The organism is Pantoea sp. X-Soil-TKNS-1211, assembly GCF_059730495.1.
The window spans coordinates 2,580,914-2,597,194 of record NZ_AP035953.1 but is presented as its reverse complement, the minus strand read 5'-3'; the positions used below and the strand labels follow the sequence as shown (position 1 = coordinate 2,597,194).

Genomic DNA, 16,281 nt, shown 5'->3' with positions numbered 1-16,281 from the left:
GAGAGTAAGGCGTCTGCGGGCAATATGCGCCGGATTTCATGTTCAGTCTAAGATCCAGGTCGCGGTATCGTTAGTGCGGCACGCCTTGCTTGCGCCCCCTACGTCAACACAGACCTGTTTGCTGCGGCGGGGACGTGGACGGTCACTACGCAGGGTGGCATCATAACGGCTGCTCTCGACACCTGCTTTTGGCGGCACGTAACCGATCAATTGCCCCTGGGCTTCGTCAGCAATCGCCAGCCAGCTGTGCTCAACCCGACCCAGAACCTCAAAGGTTTTACCCGTCTCAAGGTAGCGCACCACTTTGCCACTGTAATCAGGCGTGGTCATGATAGAAGCACCGTATAACGCCCGGAAGCTCTCATTAACCGGCGTGAATTCGCCAGGTGCTGCCACCGCATGACGATGAACCAGTTTAACCCCATTGACTTCACTGGTTACCAGGGTGTCATCTGTGACTGGCGGCGGTGGCGTTTTGCAGCCTGCCAAAGTGAGCACCGCCAGCAGTGTTAGCACAAGACTCTTGTTCACCATGATCCTCAAATTTCATCAGATTAACTGCATAATGCATTGCTCTTTACGCCGGAAATCCGGCGGTGACGGCCCGATTATGCAGCGAGAATGCCATCAAAAAACAGTCAGATTACAGAAAGATAGTGCTCCCGTCAGTCTACCTAAGACTTTTGAGAATTCAAACCATTGCACCGTAGGAAATCCCGTGCTAGCGGGTAAAACCGGCTGGCTAACAGGTGATAAAAAAAGCGTACGCCCGGGGATAGTTAAGCCAATTTAACTTATTTGTTGCCAGCCGGGACGTGAGCCTGCGCAGCGGCTTTTTTTGCATGTTAGTGCCAAAGAAATTTGGTAAATAAGATTAATCTATTTTCTCGGATAAAAAAAGATTGCGACAGTAAACAATTTTTTGACTTTCAGACTTTCCGCGTCGGATTCTGCCAGCGGAAAATCCAGTTCCGGCATGGCTTTTGCTAAGACTTTTACCTTATAAGGTTTTTTGCCAGGAGAACGCGATGAGTCAGGCTGTGGATTATCTTCGTGCCAGCCGCGCCAGTGAGATTGCCAGCCTGCAACGGCTGCTGCGAACCGGTGAATTAATCACGGCCATCAGTGAGTTAATTCATCTGTTACAGCGTGAGCGGGGTGTCAGCAACATCTGGCTATGCTCTGGCGGACGTGTGTTTGGTGATGAGCTGGAGGCGCGCGCGCGTGATGTCCAGACCGGGCAACAACAGATGCTGTCCGTATTACCGTCGGCTGACGCGCAACCAGGTTACAGCCGGTTCTGCCTGTTAATCGCCGCGGCATTGCAGGCGTTGGAGGGGTTACCTGAGTTGCGAACGCAGGTTAGTTGCCAGCAGTTGCCGCACGCCCAGGCGATGGAAGCCTTCAATCATATTATTCGCACACTGCTGAACCTGGTATTTGAAGCGGCAGATACCGCTAGCGAACCGGATATCTCACGGGCGTTGATCGCGCTGTTCAGCTTTATGCAAGGCAAAGAGCTGGCAGGTCAGGAGCGTGCAACGGGGTCGGCAGGATTTGCTGCCGGACAATTTACACCGGATCAGCGACAACGGGTGCAGGCGTTGATTGAAGCCCAGGAGCAAAGTTTTGCCACCTTTAGCCAGTTTGCCGATGCACAAAACCTGCAACGCTGGCGCAGGATGAGCGATGCAGGCAGTGAAATTGAACGTCTGCGCCGCATTGCCTGTACCGGCGCGCAATGTGGCGATAATGGCGTGTTGCCGTGGTTCTCCTTGCTCACGACGAGGCTGGATAAGATGAAGCAGGTCGAAGATGGTCTGAGCGCGGCATTGATGAGTTGTTGTCGGCGAGCGATCGCCGAGACGCAGCAACAGGATGCCGCAGCCGCGACCCTGGCTGATGAGGCGGGCTTCACGTTATATGTCGCCGGAGCCAGTTGGCTGGCAGGGCAGGATGTCACGCTGGATAGCAACGGTCTGGCCCCGCAACTCGGTCGTTCGGTGTTATCACTGATCCGCGAACAGGCGCAGCGTTTGCAGGTGCAGGCCGATGAGCTGGCAAGCATGCGCGCATCACTTGATGAGCGGAAAATCATTGATCAGGCCAAAAGCTGGCTGATGCAACAGCACGGCTACAGTGAACAGGATGCCTGGCAGACGCTACGTAAAAGCGCCATGAACCAGAACAAACGCATCCTCGAGATTGCCCAGGCGATCCTCGCGGTGGCCGCCACGCTGAAGGTATAACTCCTTCGGGTTATCTGCACAAAGAATGTGCGTATTGTGCGTCAGCGCAGTGCGTATGATGAGATAACGCCGGGGCTGATCCTGATAACTTCCTGAAAATTCACCCCCCACCAGCCTGGCACACCCTTTGCAATACCCTAGTGACATTGCGCATTTGTTGTGCCAACGGCGGCAGAACGAGTGCTTTGGATAAAGGCGTCCGGCCCCATGCGATTGCATGTGGGAGGACGCCTTTTTTTATTCTTTTTTTCAGGGTGATGCGGATGAGCAGAGCGCGGTTTTCGATTTCCCGTCGGCAGTTTTTGCTGGGTGGTGCGGTGGTAGGAGGTAGCTATTTGCTGCCAGGTTTACGCAATGCGGTCTGGGCGGCAGGCAGTGATGCCCCGGAAAAAAGCACGGTACGCGTTGGCTTTATCCCGTTGACCGACTGCGCACCGGTGGTGATGGCGGCGGTGAAAGGTTTCGATAAAAAGTACGGCATCAATCTGCAACCCAGCAAAGAGGCGAGTTGGGCGGCAGTGCGCGACAAGCTGACCGCCGGGGAGTTGGACGCCGCTCACGCGCTGTACAGCATGATCTATGGCCTGCAATTGGGGGTTGCCGGTCCACAACACGACATGGCGAACCTGATGACGTTGAATAATAACGGCCAGGCCATCACCCTGGCGAATCAACTGAAAGAACAGAAGGTGACCGATGCCGCCAGCCTGAAGACGTTAATTGCGGGCAGCGCGAAAGGGACTTACACCTTTGCGCATACGTTTCCCACCAGTACCCATGCCATGTGGCTTTACTACTGGCTGGCGAACGCCGGTATCGATCCCTTTGAGGATGTGCGTACCGTGGTAGTGCCGCCACCGCAGATGGTGATGAACATGAAAATCGGCAACATGAGCGGTTTTTGTGTTGGGGAACCGTGGAACCAGCGTGCCATCAGCGACAACATTGGCTTCACCGCGGCCACCAGCCAGCAAATCTGGCCGGATCATCCGGAAAAAATCCTCGCCACCCGCGCGCAATGGGTAACCGAGAATCCCAACACCGCCCGCGCCATGACCGCCGCGGTACTTGAAGCCGCACGCTGGATTGATGCCTCGGACGACAACCGGCGCGAAACGGCGCAGACCCTGGCTGGCCGGGCGTGGATCAACACCAAACCTGAAATCCTCGAAGGTCGCATGCTCGGCCAGTACCAAAATGGCCTCGGTCAACAATGGCAGGATGCGCACGCGATGCGCTTCTTTCACGACGGCGAAGTCAGCTTCCCGTGGCTCTCTGATGGTATGTGGTTCCTGACACAAATGAAGCGCTGGGGGCTGCTGAAAACCGATCCGGATTATCTCGGCATAGCGCAAAAAATCAACCGACTCGATATCTACCAACAGGCGGCGACCGCAGTGGGCAATGTCACCGTACCAGGCAAAACCCTGCGCAGCAGTACCCTGATGGACGGCAAAGTGTGGGACGGGAGCAACCCTGCCGCCTATGCCGCCAGTTTCGCTATCCACCGTTAAGAGGTATTACCATGAAATCTGAAGCGCGTTCCCTGACATCACCGGTCAGCACCGCCGCCCCGACGGCGCAGGTGATCCCTCTTAAAACCAAAAGCCCATCCGGCGCTCGGCAGCCCTGGCTGCGTCCGTTGCTGCAACGGTTGATTCCACCCAGTTGCGGCATGCTGTTGCTACTGCTGGTGTGGCAAATTGCGGCCATGTCGAGCAAGGGCTTCCCCACGCCCTGGGCCACCTGGCAGGCGGCGCTGACGCTGTTTGCCGATCCGTTCTACAACAATGGTCCCAACGATCAAGGCATTGGCTGGAATGTGCTGGCGTCACTGCAACGCGTGGCGGTGGGCTTTGGGCTGGCGGCGCTGGTGGGCATTCCGGCAGGGTTTCTGCTCGGCCGTTTCACCTTCGTCTCGCGCATGTTTAACCCGATTATCGCGCTGCTGCGCCCGGTCAGCCCACTTGCCTGGCTGCCGATTGGTTTGTTGTTGTTTCAGCGCGCTGAACCCGCCTCCAGTTGGACCATTTTTATCTGCTCGATCTGGCCGATGGTAATCAATACCGCCGAAGGGGTGCAGCGGATCCCACAGGACTACCTCAACGTGGCGCGCGTGCTGCAACTTTCTGAATGGACGGTGATGCGACGCATTCTGTTTCCGGCGGTGTTGCCTGCGGTACTGACCGGGGTACGCCTTTCGATTGGCATCGCCTGGCTGGTGATCGTCGCCGCCGAGATGCTGACCGGCGGTCTGGGTATCGGCTTCTGGATCTGGAATGAGTGGAACAACCTCAACGTGGAAAACATCCTGATTGCCATTGTCATCATCGGCGTGGTCGGGCTGCTGCTCGAACAGGCACTGATGCTGCTGGCTCGCCGTTTCAGCTGGGACAAATAAGGAACCAAACGATGAATCCAATTATTCGTGTGCAGCAAGTGAGTCAACGCTTTACCACCGCCCAGGGTGATTTCCTCGCGCTTGATAATGTCAGCTTTGATATCCATCCGGGGGAGACCCTCAGCCTGATCGGTCACTCCGGCTGTGGCAAATCCACCTTGCTGAACCTGATCGCCGGTCTGACGCGCCCGAGCAGCGGCGTGTTGTTGTGCGATAACCGTGAAGTGACCGGCCCAGGCCCGGAACGCGCAGTGGTGTTCCAGAACCATTCGCTGCTGCCGTGGCTGACGGCGTACCAAAATGTCGAGCTGGCGGTGCAGCAGGTATTTAAAGGCAAGATGAACCGTAGCGAGATGGCGGAATGGATCGAACACAACCTGGGACGGGTGCAGATGAGCCATGCGATGCACAAGCGGCCGGGTGAAATATCGGGTGGCATGAAACAGCGGGTGGGTATTGCCCGTGCGCTGGCGATGAAGCCGCGCGTGTTACTGCTGGATGAGCCTTTTGGCGCGCTGGATGCGCTGACGCGCGCCCATTTGCAGGACAGCGTGATGCGTATCCAGCAGGAACTCAATACCACTATCGTGCTGATTACCCATGATGTTGATGAAGCGGTGTTGCTCTCCGATCGGGTGCTGATGATGACCAACGGTCCGGCAGCGCGCGTCGGTGAAATTCTGCCGATTGATCTGCCGTGCCCGCGTTCCCGTGTGGCGCTGGCGGAGGAGCCTCGCTATCACCATCTGCGCCAGCAGGTGCTGCATTTCCTGTACGAAAAGCAGACAGCGGTGGCGTAAGGAGTCGGACATGCAGCAGCTGATTGTCATCGGTAACGGTATGGCAGGAATGCGTATGGTGGAGAGCCTGGTGCAGCAGGCACCCGACCGCTACGCCATCACGGTGATAGGTCGTGAACCTCACGGCAACTACAACCGGGTGCTGCTGTCGCCGGTACTGGGTCGCGAGAAGACCTTCATTGAGACCCTGATCCATACGCCGCAGTGGTATGTGGAAAACGGTGTCAGGCTGCTGGCGGGGGAAGAGGTGCGTTCCGTCGATATTACCGGGCGTCAGCTCCACACCAGCCAACGCACGCTGCACTGGGACAAACTGGTGTTTGCCTGCGGTTCCCAGCCACGGATGCCCGCCTTACCCGGTATCGAAAGCCCTCATGTGCTGGGATTTCGCACCATAGATGACGTGGAGAAGATGCAGGCGCAGCAAGGACCGGTGGTAGTGCTTGGCGGCGGACTGGTGGGGGTGGAAGCGGCGGCGGCCCTGCGGCTACTGGGGCGCGATGTCACGCTGCTGCATCATCGCTGCTGGTTGCTCGATCGCCAGCTGGATGCCCAGGCCGGGGTGTTGTTGCAACAACATCTGGCGGCACGCGGTATCGACTGTCGACTCGGCGTCTCGTTGCAACAAATTGATGCGCAGCAGGTCACGCTTACCGATGGCACACGACTTGCGGCACAGCAGGTGGTGATCGCCATAGGCGTGGTGCCGGAAATCGCGCTGGCGCAGGCAGCGGGTGTGCCCTGTCAGCGCGGTATTCTGGTGGATCGCCAGTTGCGTAGCACCATTCCTGACGTCTACGCCCTCGGTGAATGCTGTGAAATCGACGGCGAGACCTTTGGGCTGATCGCCCCTTGTCTGGCGCAGGCGGCGGTGCTGGCGGCCACTCTGGCAGGACAACCGATTGGTGATTTCCACACTCAGGAGAACGGAACGCGACTCAAGGTCAGCGGTATTGACGTCTTCAGCGCCGGGGATATCCGCGAAGCCCCATCGCTCACCAGTTTCGATCCCCAGGTCGGACATTACCGGCGGCTGTTCCTGCGCGATGGCGTGCTGACGGGGGTGTTGCTGTTTGGCGATAGCGCTCCGGCAGCCAGTTTACTGACACGACTTCAACGGGCCGAACAGGTGGATATCAATGCGCTGTTTGGTCTGGACAATAACAACACGCAGCCGCGTGCTGCAGGAAACGCAATGATGAGCAAACCCATTCTCGCCCTGGTCGGTCACGGTATGGTTGGCCACCATTTTCTTGAGCAGTTGGTCAGTCGCGATCTGCATCTGCAGTACCACATCGTGGTATACGGTGATGAACCGCAGATGGCCTATGATCGCGTGCATCTGACGGAGTATTTCAACGGTAAGAGCGCCGATGATCTGTCGCTGGTGAGTGAAAATTTCTTTCAGCAGCACGGTATTGAGTTACGTTGCGGCTGCGAAGTGCTGACCATCGATGCACAACGCCGTAGTCTGCGTGACAGTCACGGAGCTGAACTGGCGTGGGATAAACTGGTGCTGGCAACCGGATCAGTGCCTTTCGTGCCACCGGTGCCGGGGCGTGATCATCCGCGCTGTTTTGTCTATCGCACCCTGGCTGATCTGGATGCGATCGCCGATTGCGCCCGTCAGGCGACACGCGGCGTGGTAATTGGTGGCGGCCTGCTCGGCCTCGAAGCCGCCAATGCGTTAAAACAACTTGGCCTGGAAACCCATGTGGTGGAATTCGCGCCGCGACTGATGGCGGTACAACTTGATGACGGCGGCGCGCAGATGCTGCGCGGTAAAATTGCTGCGTTAGGTGTGCAGGTACATACCAGCAAGGCGACAGAAGCGATTGAAAACCAGCCAAATGGCAGCGTACAACTGCGCTTTGCCGATGGCAGCGTGCTGGATAGCGATCTGGTGGTGTTCTCCGCCGGGATTCGCCCACGTGATGCGCTGGCACGGGCAGCAGGCATCACCCTCGGCGAACGCGGTGGCATCGTGATTGATGATGGCTGCGCGACCAGCGCCAGCGACATCTATGCCATCGGCGAATGCGCGTTGTGGCAGGGACAAATTTTTGGCTTGGTGGCACCGGGCTACCAGATGGCACGAGTGCTGGCCGGGCAGCTGGCGCAGGAGACGACGGCATTCAGCGGCGCGGATATGAGCACCAAACTCAAGTTGCTGGGCGTTGAAGTGGCGTCTTTTGGCGATGCACACGGACGCACGCCCGCCAGCCAGAGTTATCAATGGATCGATAACCCGAAAGGCATCTACAAAAAGCTGGTGGTTTCGGACGACGGTAACACCCTGCTGGGTGGCGTGCTGGTCGGTGACAGCAGTGATTACGCCAGTTTATTGCAGATGATGCTGAACAAAATGGCCCTGCCGGAAGCGCCGGAAAGCCTGATTCTGCCGCAACTGGCTGGGGCACCCGCCAAAGTGCTGGGGGTGGCCGCATTGCCGGATAGTGCGCAGATCTGTTCCTGCCACAACGTCAGCAAAGGGGATATCTGTGCGGCAGTGCAGACCAGCTGCGGCGATATGGCGGCGTTGAAAAGCTGTACCAAAGCGGCGACCGGTTGCGGTGGTTGTAGCGCGCTGGTGAAGCAGGTGATGGAGCATCAGCTTGCCAGCCAGGGTGTCGAGGTGAAGAAGGATATTTGCGAGCATTTTGCCTGGTCCCGTCAGGAGCTGTATCACCTGATACGGGTGGGTGAGATCACCACCTTCGAGCAACTACTGGCGCAGCATGGCCGGGGGCACGGTTGCGAGATTTGCAAACCGCTGGTGGCATCGTTGCTGGCCTCCTGCTGGAATGATTATCTGCTGAAGCCGGCACATCTACCGTTGCAGGACACCAACGATCGTTACTTTGCCAATATCCAGAAGGACGGAACCTACTCGGTGGTGCCGCGTGTGCCTGGTGGCGAAATTACCCCACAGGGACTGATGGCAATTGGCGCAGTGGCGGCGCAGTATCATCTTTACACCAAAATCACTGGCGGTCAGCGCATTGATCTGTTTGGTGCGCGGCTGGATCAACTCCCGGCAATTTGGGAAGCGCTGATTGCTGCCGGATTTGAAACCGGCCATGCCTACGGCAAATCGTTACGCACGGTGAAATCCTGCGTGGGATCGACCTGGTGTCGCTATGGCGTGCAGGATTCCACTGCCTTCGCCATTGCGCTGGAGCATCGCTACAAAGGACTGCGCGCACCGCACAAAATTAAGATGGCGGTCTCCGGTTGTACCCGTGAATGTGCCGAAGCGCAGAGTAAGGACATAGGTGTGATCGCCACCGATAAGGGCTGGAACCTGTATGTCTGTGGCAATGGTGGGATGAAACCGCGTCATGCGGATCTGTTTGCCAGCGATCTGGATGACACAACCCTGATCCGCTATGTCGACCGTATTCTGATGTTCTACGTGCGCACTGCCGATCGCCTGCAACGCACCAGCGTGTGGATGGACAATATGGAAGGCGGATTGGCGTATCTGCGGCAGGTAGTGATCGACGATTCGCTCGGTCTCGGTGCCACGCTGGAGCAGGAGATGCAGATGGTGGTCGATCGTTATCAGTGCGAATGGCAAACCACGCTGGAGAACCCCTCACGCCGGGCGCTGTTCACGGCTACCCTCAACAGCGACCAGCCGGACGAAACCCTGCATTACACCGAGGTGCGCGGTCAGCGCCAGCCGGTGGAGAACCTTGATATCCCGATTGTGACCCTGCCTGCTGAACCGTGGAGCGTCATTTGCGAACAAGGCGCGATTCCTCCCTCAGCCGGCATAGGTGCCCGGTTTGGCAACCAGCGTGTGGCCCTGTTCCGCTTCGGCGATGCTGTCTATGCCCTGGAAGATATTGAACCCGGCACCCAGGCCAGCGTGTTGTCTCGCGGCATTCTTGGCGATGTGGCTGGCGAACCGGTGGTCATTTCCCCCTTATATAAACAACGCATCCGGCTACGTGACGGGCAGAGCCTCGATAACCCGCAACATCAGTTGCGTTGCTGGCCGGTGCGTCTGGAAGGCGGCAAAGTGTGGTTGGGTAATCAGCCGCTGCTGGCGCTGGCGGCGGCATCATGAAAACCACCTGTCCTTACTGTGGCGTCGGCTGTGGCGTTGAAGTCAGCAGCGCAGATGTTCCGGTCAGTGGCGATCGCCAGCATCCGGCCAATTTTGGTCGCCTGTGCGTCAAAGGTTCGGCGTTGAGCGAAACCCTCGGCGAGGAGGGGCGTTTGCTGTGGCCGCAAGTGCGGGGACAGCGGGTGAGTATCGATCGCGCGCTGGATGTGGTCGCCAGCGAATTGCAGGCGATCATCACCCAGCATGGCCCGCAGGCGGTGGCGTTTTATGCCTCCGGGCAGCTGTTGACCGAAGATTACTACGTTGCCAACAAACTGATGAAAGGCTTTATTGGTGCCGCCAATATCGATACCAACTCGCGGCTGTGTATGGCGTCGGCGGTGGTGGGCTACAAACGGGCGTTCGGTGCCGATGCGGTGCCTTGTTGCTATGAAGATATTGAGCAGGCCGATCTGGTGATTCTGGTGGGTTCCAATGCCGCCTGGGCACATCCGGTGGCGTGGCAGCGCCTGGTGCAGGCGAAACAGCAGCGTCCTGAGATGAAGCTGGTGGTTATCGACCCACGCCGTACCGCCAGTTGCGAGCAGGCCGACCTGCATCTGGCGTTGCGCCCTGGCAGCGACGGCGCGCTGTTTGCCGGGTTGCTTAACTGGCTGGCGACGCAGGGCGGCATCGATCAGACGATGTTGCCCCATCTCGACAATGTGGAAGCGACGTTGGCCGCCTGCACTGACTGGAACCTGGCGGCAGTGGCACGTGCCTGTCAGCTGCCGGACGCTGACATCCTGGCTTTCTGGCAGCTGTTCTCGTCCCGAAATCGGGTGTTAACCCTGTGGTGTATGGGTATCAATCAGTCGCAAACCGGTAGCGACAACAACAACGCCATCCTCAACGTCCATCTGTTGAGCGGCAAGATTGGCCGACCCGGCTGTGGACCGTTTTCGCTGACCGGGCAACCGAATGCGATGGGGGGGCGTGAAGTAGGTGGTTTAGCCAACCAACTGGCGGCACATATGGGATTTGGCCCGCAAGAGGTTGATCGGCTGGGCCGTTTCTGGCGCAGCGACCGCGTGGCGCGTCAGCCGGGGTTGATGGCGGTCGACCTGTTCCAGGCGATTGAGCGTGGTGCAGTGAAAGCGGTATGGATTATGGGCACCAATCCGGCCGTGTCGATGCCCGAGGGCAATCGGGTCGTCGAAGCGTTGCAGCGTTGCCCGTTGGTGATTGTCTCCGAGGTCAGTGCCGCGACCGATACCAGCGCCTTTGCCGATGTACTGCTGCCTGCCCAGGGTTGGGGTGAAAAAAATGGCACCGTGACCAACTCGGAGCGGCGCATCTCGCGTCAGCGCAGTTTTGTCGCCCCCGTCGGGGAGGCAAAACCGGACTGGTGGCTGTTGGCGCAAGTGGCGCAACGGCTCGGGTATGGTCAGGCGTTTAGCTGGCAACATCCCCATGAGGTGTTTATTGAACATGCGGCGTTATCGGGTTTTGAAAACAACGGGAGCCGCGCATTTGATATCAGTGCGCTGGCGACGTTAAGCCGTGAGCAGTATGACCAACTGGTGCCGCTGCAATGGCCGGTAAATGCCGCCGCACCGACCGGTACGCCGCGCTTGTTCGCCACCCGCCACTTTTATCATCCAGACGGCAAAGCGCGTTTGCTGCCAGTGACGATTCCAACCCACAGCGCGCCGGTGCGCCATTATCCGCTGTTGATGAACACCGGACGTATCCGCGATCAATGGCACACCATGACGCGCACCGGCAACGTCACACGGCTGATGCGGCATTACGACGAACCCTTTGTGCTGCTCCATCCCCATGATGCGGCGGCGCATGGCCTGGGGCAGGGCGATTTGACGCGGGTGCAGTCCGCGCTGGGCTGGTGGTGTGGCCGGGTGATAATGGATGATGGCCTGACACGCGGCCAGCTGTTTATCCCAATGCACTGGACACGTCAGTTCAGTGCGCAGGCCAATGTTGACGGGCTGGTGGCGGCACGTTGCTGCCCGGCGTCCGGGCAACCGGCACTTAAGCAAACCGATGTACGTCTACAACCGCTGCGTCCGCAGTGGCAGGGCTGGCTGTGGCAACGGGAGAGAGGTGATCCGCAGCAGTTGGATTACTGGTCACGTGCCCCCCAATCCGGCGTGCAACGTTATGTGCTGGCGGGTAAGGGAGATCCCGCGTCATGGCTGCATCAGCAGCCGGGCATGGATGCGTTGTTATGGCAGCAGGCGCAGGCCGGTCAGCAGCGACATATGTTGGGTTGGCGGGATGGACAACTGGAGCGGGCATTCTATGCTGCGCCCTGGCTACCAGAAATCGACCACGTTTTTGTGACGCAGGCGTTCCACGAACTGGCTACGACTGCGCAACAGCGGCATGCCCTGCTTGGTGGGCGACCGACGCAGGGGCAAAGCCAGGGACGCACCCTGTGCAGCTGCTTTGGCGTGGGAGAGCTGGCTATTCGCCGCGCCATCGAACAGGGCTGCCAGACCACCGCAGCATTAGGCGCGGCACTGAAATGCGGCACCAACTGTGGCTCCTGTATCCCGGAGCTGAAACAACTTATCGCAGCGCAAAGCGTTGCGCAGTAGCGGAGGCGGTCATGACGCAGGCAATTGAGACGCTGGATAAACTGTTTAATCCGCAGGGCGCAACCCGCCCGGACGGCGTGGTATGGCTGGTGGGGGCCGGACCGGGCGATGTCGAACTGCTGACGTTGAAAGCACTCCGGTTGATCAAAGCGGCTGATGTAGTGGTGTATGACCGGCTGGTGAGCGATGAGGTGATGGCAGAGGTGCCTGCCGGTACGCTGGCGATCGATGTTGGCAAAAAGCCGGGTAGTCACGGGCTGAAGCAGGCACAGATCAACCAGTTGTTGGTGGATTTGGCGCGTAGCGGGCGCAATGTAGTGCGGCTCAAGGGAGGCGATCCGTTTATTTTTGGCCGTGGTGGCGAAGAGATGGCATTTTTGCAGCAGGCGAACATTAGCTGCAACGTCGTACCAGGCATTACGGCGGCGGCGGGGTGTGCGGCGGCCAGTGGCATTCCGCTCACCCATCGTGATTGCGCGCAATCCCTGCGGCTGATCACCGGTCACGGTAAATCCGGCGAACCCTGCCTGGATGACCACAGCCTGGCGGCGGCTAACCAGACGCTGGTGTTTTATATGGGGTTGAAATGGAGCAGCAGTATCAGCAGCCAGTTGCAGGCCCAGGGACGCAGCGCCACGACGCCGGTCGCCATTATTGAAAATGGCACGCGTCCTGAGCAGCGAGTGCTGATCACCACCCTGGCGCAGCTGAGCGAGACGGTGGCACGTGAACAGCCACAGTCACCGGCGTTATTGCTGGTGGGGGAGGTGGTGGGGTTTTATCGTGCCGCATCGCGCCCGACGTTGAGCGCAATTTCCCTTATGGCTAAATAAACTGACATTTTCTCCCCTTAATCCACGCTTTAGCTTCGTCGCCATTTGGCATTCTATGCTCAGAATTCCTGCCAGCAGAGGTATGCCGTGGCTGACGAGAGTAGCGACGACGACAAAACAGAATCGCCCACCGCGCACCGACTTGAAAAAGCACGGCAAGACGGGCAGATTCCACGTTCGCGCGAGCTGACATCGTTATTGATGATGCTGTCCGGCATCATGATTATATGGCTGGGCGGCACCAGCATCGCGCGTCGGCTGGCGTCAATGGTGGCGACTGGCTTTCGTTTTGATCATGGCATGGTGACCGATGATAAGGTGATCGTGGCCCATATCAGCAGCCTGATTGGTCAGGCGGTACTGGCGGTCCTGCCGCTGATGGGCGGGCTGGTGCTGGTGGCGATTGCGGCACCGATGCTATTGGGCGGCATTGTGATCAGTGGCAAATCCCTCAGTCCGGATTTCACCAAACTTAATCCGCTGAGCGGCCTGAAACGCATGGTCTCAGGGCAAACCTGGGCTGAGCTGCTGAAAGCGATCCTCAAAGCGGTGTTGGTTGGTGCCGTCGCGGGCTGGTACATCTGGTCGCACTGGCCTGAGATGCTGCGCTTAATCAGCGAGTCCCCGATGAACGCGCTGGAACACGGCATGAACATGATCGCCATCTGCTGCGTGTTGGTGATGCTCGGCCTGATTCCGATGGTGGGTTTCGACGTCTTCTGGCAGTTGTACAGTTACTTCAAAAAGTTACGTATGTCGCGCCAGGATATCCGCGATGAATTCAAACAGCAGGAGGGCGATCCGCACGTCAAAGGGCGTATTCGCCAGGCAATGCGTGCCGCCGCCCGCCGCCGCATGATGGCCGATGTGCCCAAGGCGGATGTCATTGTCACCAACCCGACGCACTACTCGGTTGCCCTGCAATATAACGACAAGAAAATGAGCGCACCGAAGGTGATTGCTAAAGGTGCCGGAGAAGTGGCGCTGAAAATTCGCGAACTGGGTAAGGAACATCGCGTACCCATTCTCGAAGCACCGCCGCTGGCGCGTGCGCTTTACCGCCATACCGAAATTGGTCAGTTTATTCCCGGCGCGCTGTATGCGGCGGTTGCGGAAGTGCTGGCTTGGGTCTGGCAGCTGCGACGCTGGAAGCGTGAAGGCGGCCTGATACCGAAGAAACCTCATAATCTGTCGGTCCCGGCAGAGATGGACATTCCAGGAGAGAACAGAAACGATGGCTAATCTGGTCGAAAAGCTGCGTTTACCGGGCAATTTTAAAGACACTCAATGGCAAGTGCTGGCAGGCCCGGTACTGATCATGATGATCCTGTCGATGATGGTGCTGCCATTACCGGCATTTATCCTTGACCTGCTGTTCACCTTTAATATTGCGTTGTCCATTATGGTGCTGCTGGTGGCGATGTTCACTCAGCGCACGCTGGATTTTGCCGCATTCCCCACCATTCTGCTGTTCTCCACCCTGCTGCGGCTGGCGCTGAACGTCGCCTCCACCCGTATCATCCTGCTGGATGGTCATACCGGCGCGGGTGCCGCAGGACGTGTGGTGGAGGCCTTTGGTCACTTCCTGGTGGGTGGCAACTTCGCTATCGGTATTGTGGTGTTCATTATCCTGGTGATCATCAACTTTATGGTTATCACCAAGGGGGCCGGACGTATCGCCGAAGTGGGTGCGCGTTTCGTCCTCGATGGTATGCCCGGCAAGCAGATGGCGATTGACGCCGATCTCAACGCCGGTCTGATCCGCGAAGACGAAGCTAAGAAGCGTCGCGCAGAAGTGACGCAGGAAGCCGATTTCTACGGTTCGATGGACGGTGCCAGTAAGTTTGTGCGTGGCGATGCCATCGCCGGGATTATGATCATGGTGATTAACGTCATCGGTGGTCTGCTGGTGGGGGTGGTGCAACATGGCCTGGACCTGGGGCACGCGGCGGAAACCTATACGCTGCTGACCATTGGTGATGGTCTGGTGGCGCAGATCCCGGCGCTGGTGATCTCTACCGCCGCCGGTGTCATCGTGACGCGTGTCAGCACCGATCAGGACGTCGGCGAGCAGATGGTTGGGCAGTTGTTTAACAATCCGCGCGTGCTGATGCTGAGTGGCGGGGTCATCGGCTTGCTGGGTCTGGTGCCGGGTATGCCGAACTTTGTCTTTCTGCTGTTCACCGCCGCGCTGTTGGGACTGGCGTGGTGGCTGCGTGGGCGTCAGATGCAACCGAAGAAACAACCGGAAGCTTCCAGCGTAGTAAAAAACCAGGAGACGCCCGCCACGGTGGAAGCCTCATGGACCGATGTCCAACTGGAAGATTCGCTGGGCATGGAAGTGGGTTATCGTCTGATTCCGATGGTCGATCACCTGCAAAATGGCGAGCTGCTGGGACGTATTCGCAGTATCCGTAAAAAAGTGGCGCAGGAAGTCGGTTTCCTGCCGCCGGTAGTGCATATCCGTGACAACATGGAACTGCCGCCCGCGCGCTACCGTATTCTGATGAAAGGGGTCGAGATTGGCAGTGGTGATGCTTATCCGGGACGCTGGATGGCGATCAACCCCGGTACGGCAGCAGGGACGTTGCCGGGTGAAGCCACCGTCGATCCGGCGTTCGGACTGGCAGCGATCTGGATTGACAGTGCGCTGAAAGAACAGGCACAGATTCAGGGCTTCACGGTGGTGGAAGCCAGTACCGTGGTAGCGACGCACCTGAATCACCTGATCGGCCAATACGCCAGCGAGTTGTTCGGTCGCCAGGAAGCGCAACAATTACTGGATCGCGTGACGCAGGAAATGCCGAAGCTGACCGAAGATCTGGTGCCGGGTGTGATTACTCTGACCACGTTGCACAAGGTGTTGCAGAGCCTGCTGACCGAGCGTGTATCGATTCGCGATATGCGTACTATTATCGAAACCCTGGCGGAACATGCGCCAGTGCAGACTGATGCGCAGGAACTGACCAGCGTGGTGCGTGTGGCGCTGGGCCGTGCTATCACCCAGCAATGGTTCCCAGGCAATGGTGAAGTACAGGTGATCGGACTCGATGCGACACTGGAACGTCTGTTGTTGCAGGCCTTGCAGGGTGGTGGTGGCCTTGAACCGGGTCTGGCTGACCGTTTGTTGCATCAGGCCCAGGATGCGTTACAACGTCAGGAGATGCTGGGTGCGCCGCCGGTGCTGCTGGTTAATCATCCGTTACGTGCACTGCTGGCGCGCTTCCTGCGCCGTAATCTGCCGCAACTGGTGGTGCTGTCTAATATGGAGCTGACCGATAATCGTCAGATCCGTATGACCGCCACCATTGGAGGCAAATAAC

Annotated in this window: 10 protein-coding genes; 9 read left to right on the top strand and 1 reads right to left on the bottom strand. The window is 58.3% G+C overall.

Features of this window, described 5'->3' with window-relative positions:
* Window positions 1-42: 42 nt before the first annotated feature.
* The gene (locus AC6I8W_RS12420) at window positions 43-534 is read right to left on the bottom strand and encodes an SH3 domain-containing protein (RefSeq protein WP_497835256.1); all 492 of its coding nucleotides are present in this window, start codon (window positions 532-534) and stop codon (window positions 43-45) included.
* Window positions 535-1,028: 494 nt separating this feature from the next.
* Between AC6I8W_RS12420 and AC6I8W_RS12415 the strand changes: the two genes are divergently transcribed.
* From AC6I8W_RS12415 to flhA, 9 genes are all read left to right on the top strand, one after another.
* Window positions 1,029-2,249: a nitrate- and nitrite sensing domain-containing protein gene (locus tag AC6I8W_RS12415; RefSeq protein WP_497835255.1), complete on the top strand. Its 1,221-nt coding sequence runs from the start codon at window positions 1,029-1,031 to the stop codon at window positions 2,247-2,249.
* Window positions 2,250-2,512: 263 nt separating this feature from the next.
* Complete coding sequence (locus AC6I8W_RS12410) at window positions 2,513-3,763, top strand: CmpA/NrtA family ABC transporter substrate-binding protein (RefSeq protein WP_497835254.1); 1,251 nt, start codon at window positions 2,513-2,515, stop codon at window positions 3,761-3,763.
* A gap of 11 nt (window positions 3,764-3,774) precedes the next feature.
* Window positions 3,775-4,650 carry a nitrate ABC transporter permease gene (ntrB, locus tag AC6I8W_RS12405; RefSeq protein ID WP_497835253.1) on the top strand — a complete coding sequence of 292 codons (876 nt, stop codon included), beginning with the start codon at window positions 3,775-3,777 and terminating at the stop codon, window positions 4,648-4,650.
* Between the two features lie 11 nt (window positions 4,651-4,661).
* Window positions 4,662-5,450 carry an ABC transporter ATP-binding protein gene (locus AC6I8W_RS12400; RefSeq protein ID WP_497835252.1) on the top strand — a complete coding sequence of 263 codons (789 nt, stop codon included), beginning with the start codon at window positions 4,662-4,664 and terminating at the stop codon, window positions 5,448-5,450.
* Window positions 5,451-5,460: 10 nt separating this feature from the next.
* Window positions 5,461-9,525 carry a nitrite reductase large subunit NirB gene (gene nirB, locus AC6I8W_RS12395; RefSeq protein WP_497835251.1) on the top strand — a complete coding sequence of 1,355 codons (4,065 nt, stop codon included), beginning with the start codon at window positions 5,461-5,463 and terminating at the stop codon, window positions 9,523-9,525.
* A complete protein-coding gene (locus AC6I8W_RS12390; protein WP_497835250.1) occupies window positions 9,522-12,125 on the top strand; it encodes a nitrate reductase in 2,604 nt (867 codons plus the stop codon). The genes nirB and AC6I8W_RS12390 overlap by 4 nt, the downstream gene beginning before the upstream one ends.
* 11 nt (window positions 12,126-12,136) lie before the next feature.
* A complete protein-coding gene (cobA, locus tag AC6I8W_RS12385; protein WP_497835249.1) occupies window positions 12,137-12,958 on the top strand; it encodes a uroporphyrinogen-III C-methyltransferase in 822 nt (273 codons plus the stop codon).
* An 87-nt stretch (window positions 12,959-13,045) separates the two neighbouring features.
* Window positions 13,046-14,200, top strand: coding sequence for a flagellar biosynthesis protein FlhB (gene flhB, locus AC6I8W_RS12380; protein ID WP_497835248.1), 1,155 nt, complete (start codon window positions 13,046-13,048; stop codon window positions 14,198-14,200).
* A complete protein-coding gene (gene flhA, locus AC6I8W_RS12375) occupies window positions 14,193-16,280 on the top strand; it encodes a flagellar biosynthesis protein FlhA (RefSeq protein ID WP_497835247.1) in 2,088 nt (695 codons plus the stop codon). The genes flhB and flhA overlap by 8 nt, the downstream gene beginning before the upstream one ends.
* Window position 16,281 lies beyond the last annotated feature (1 nt).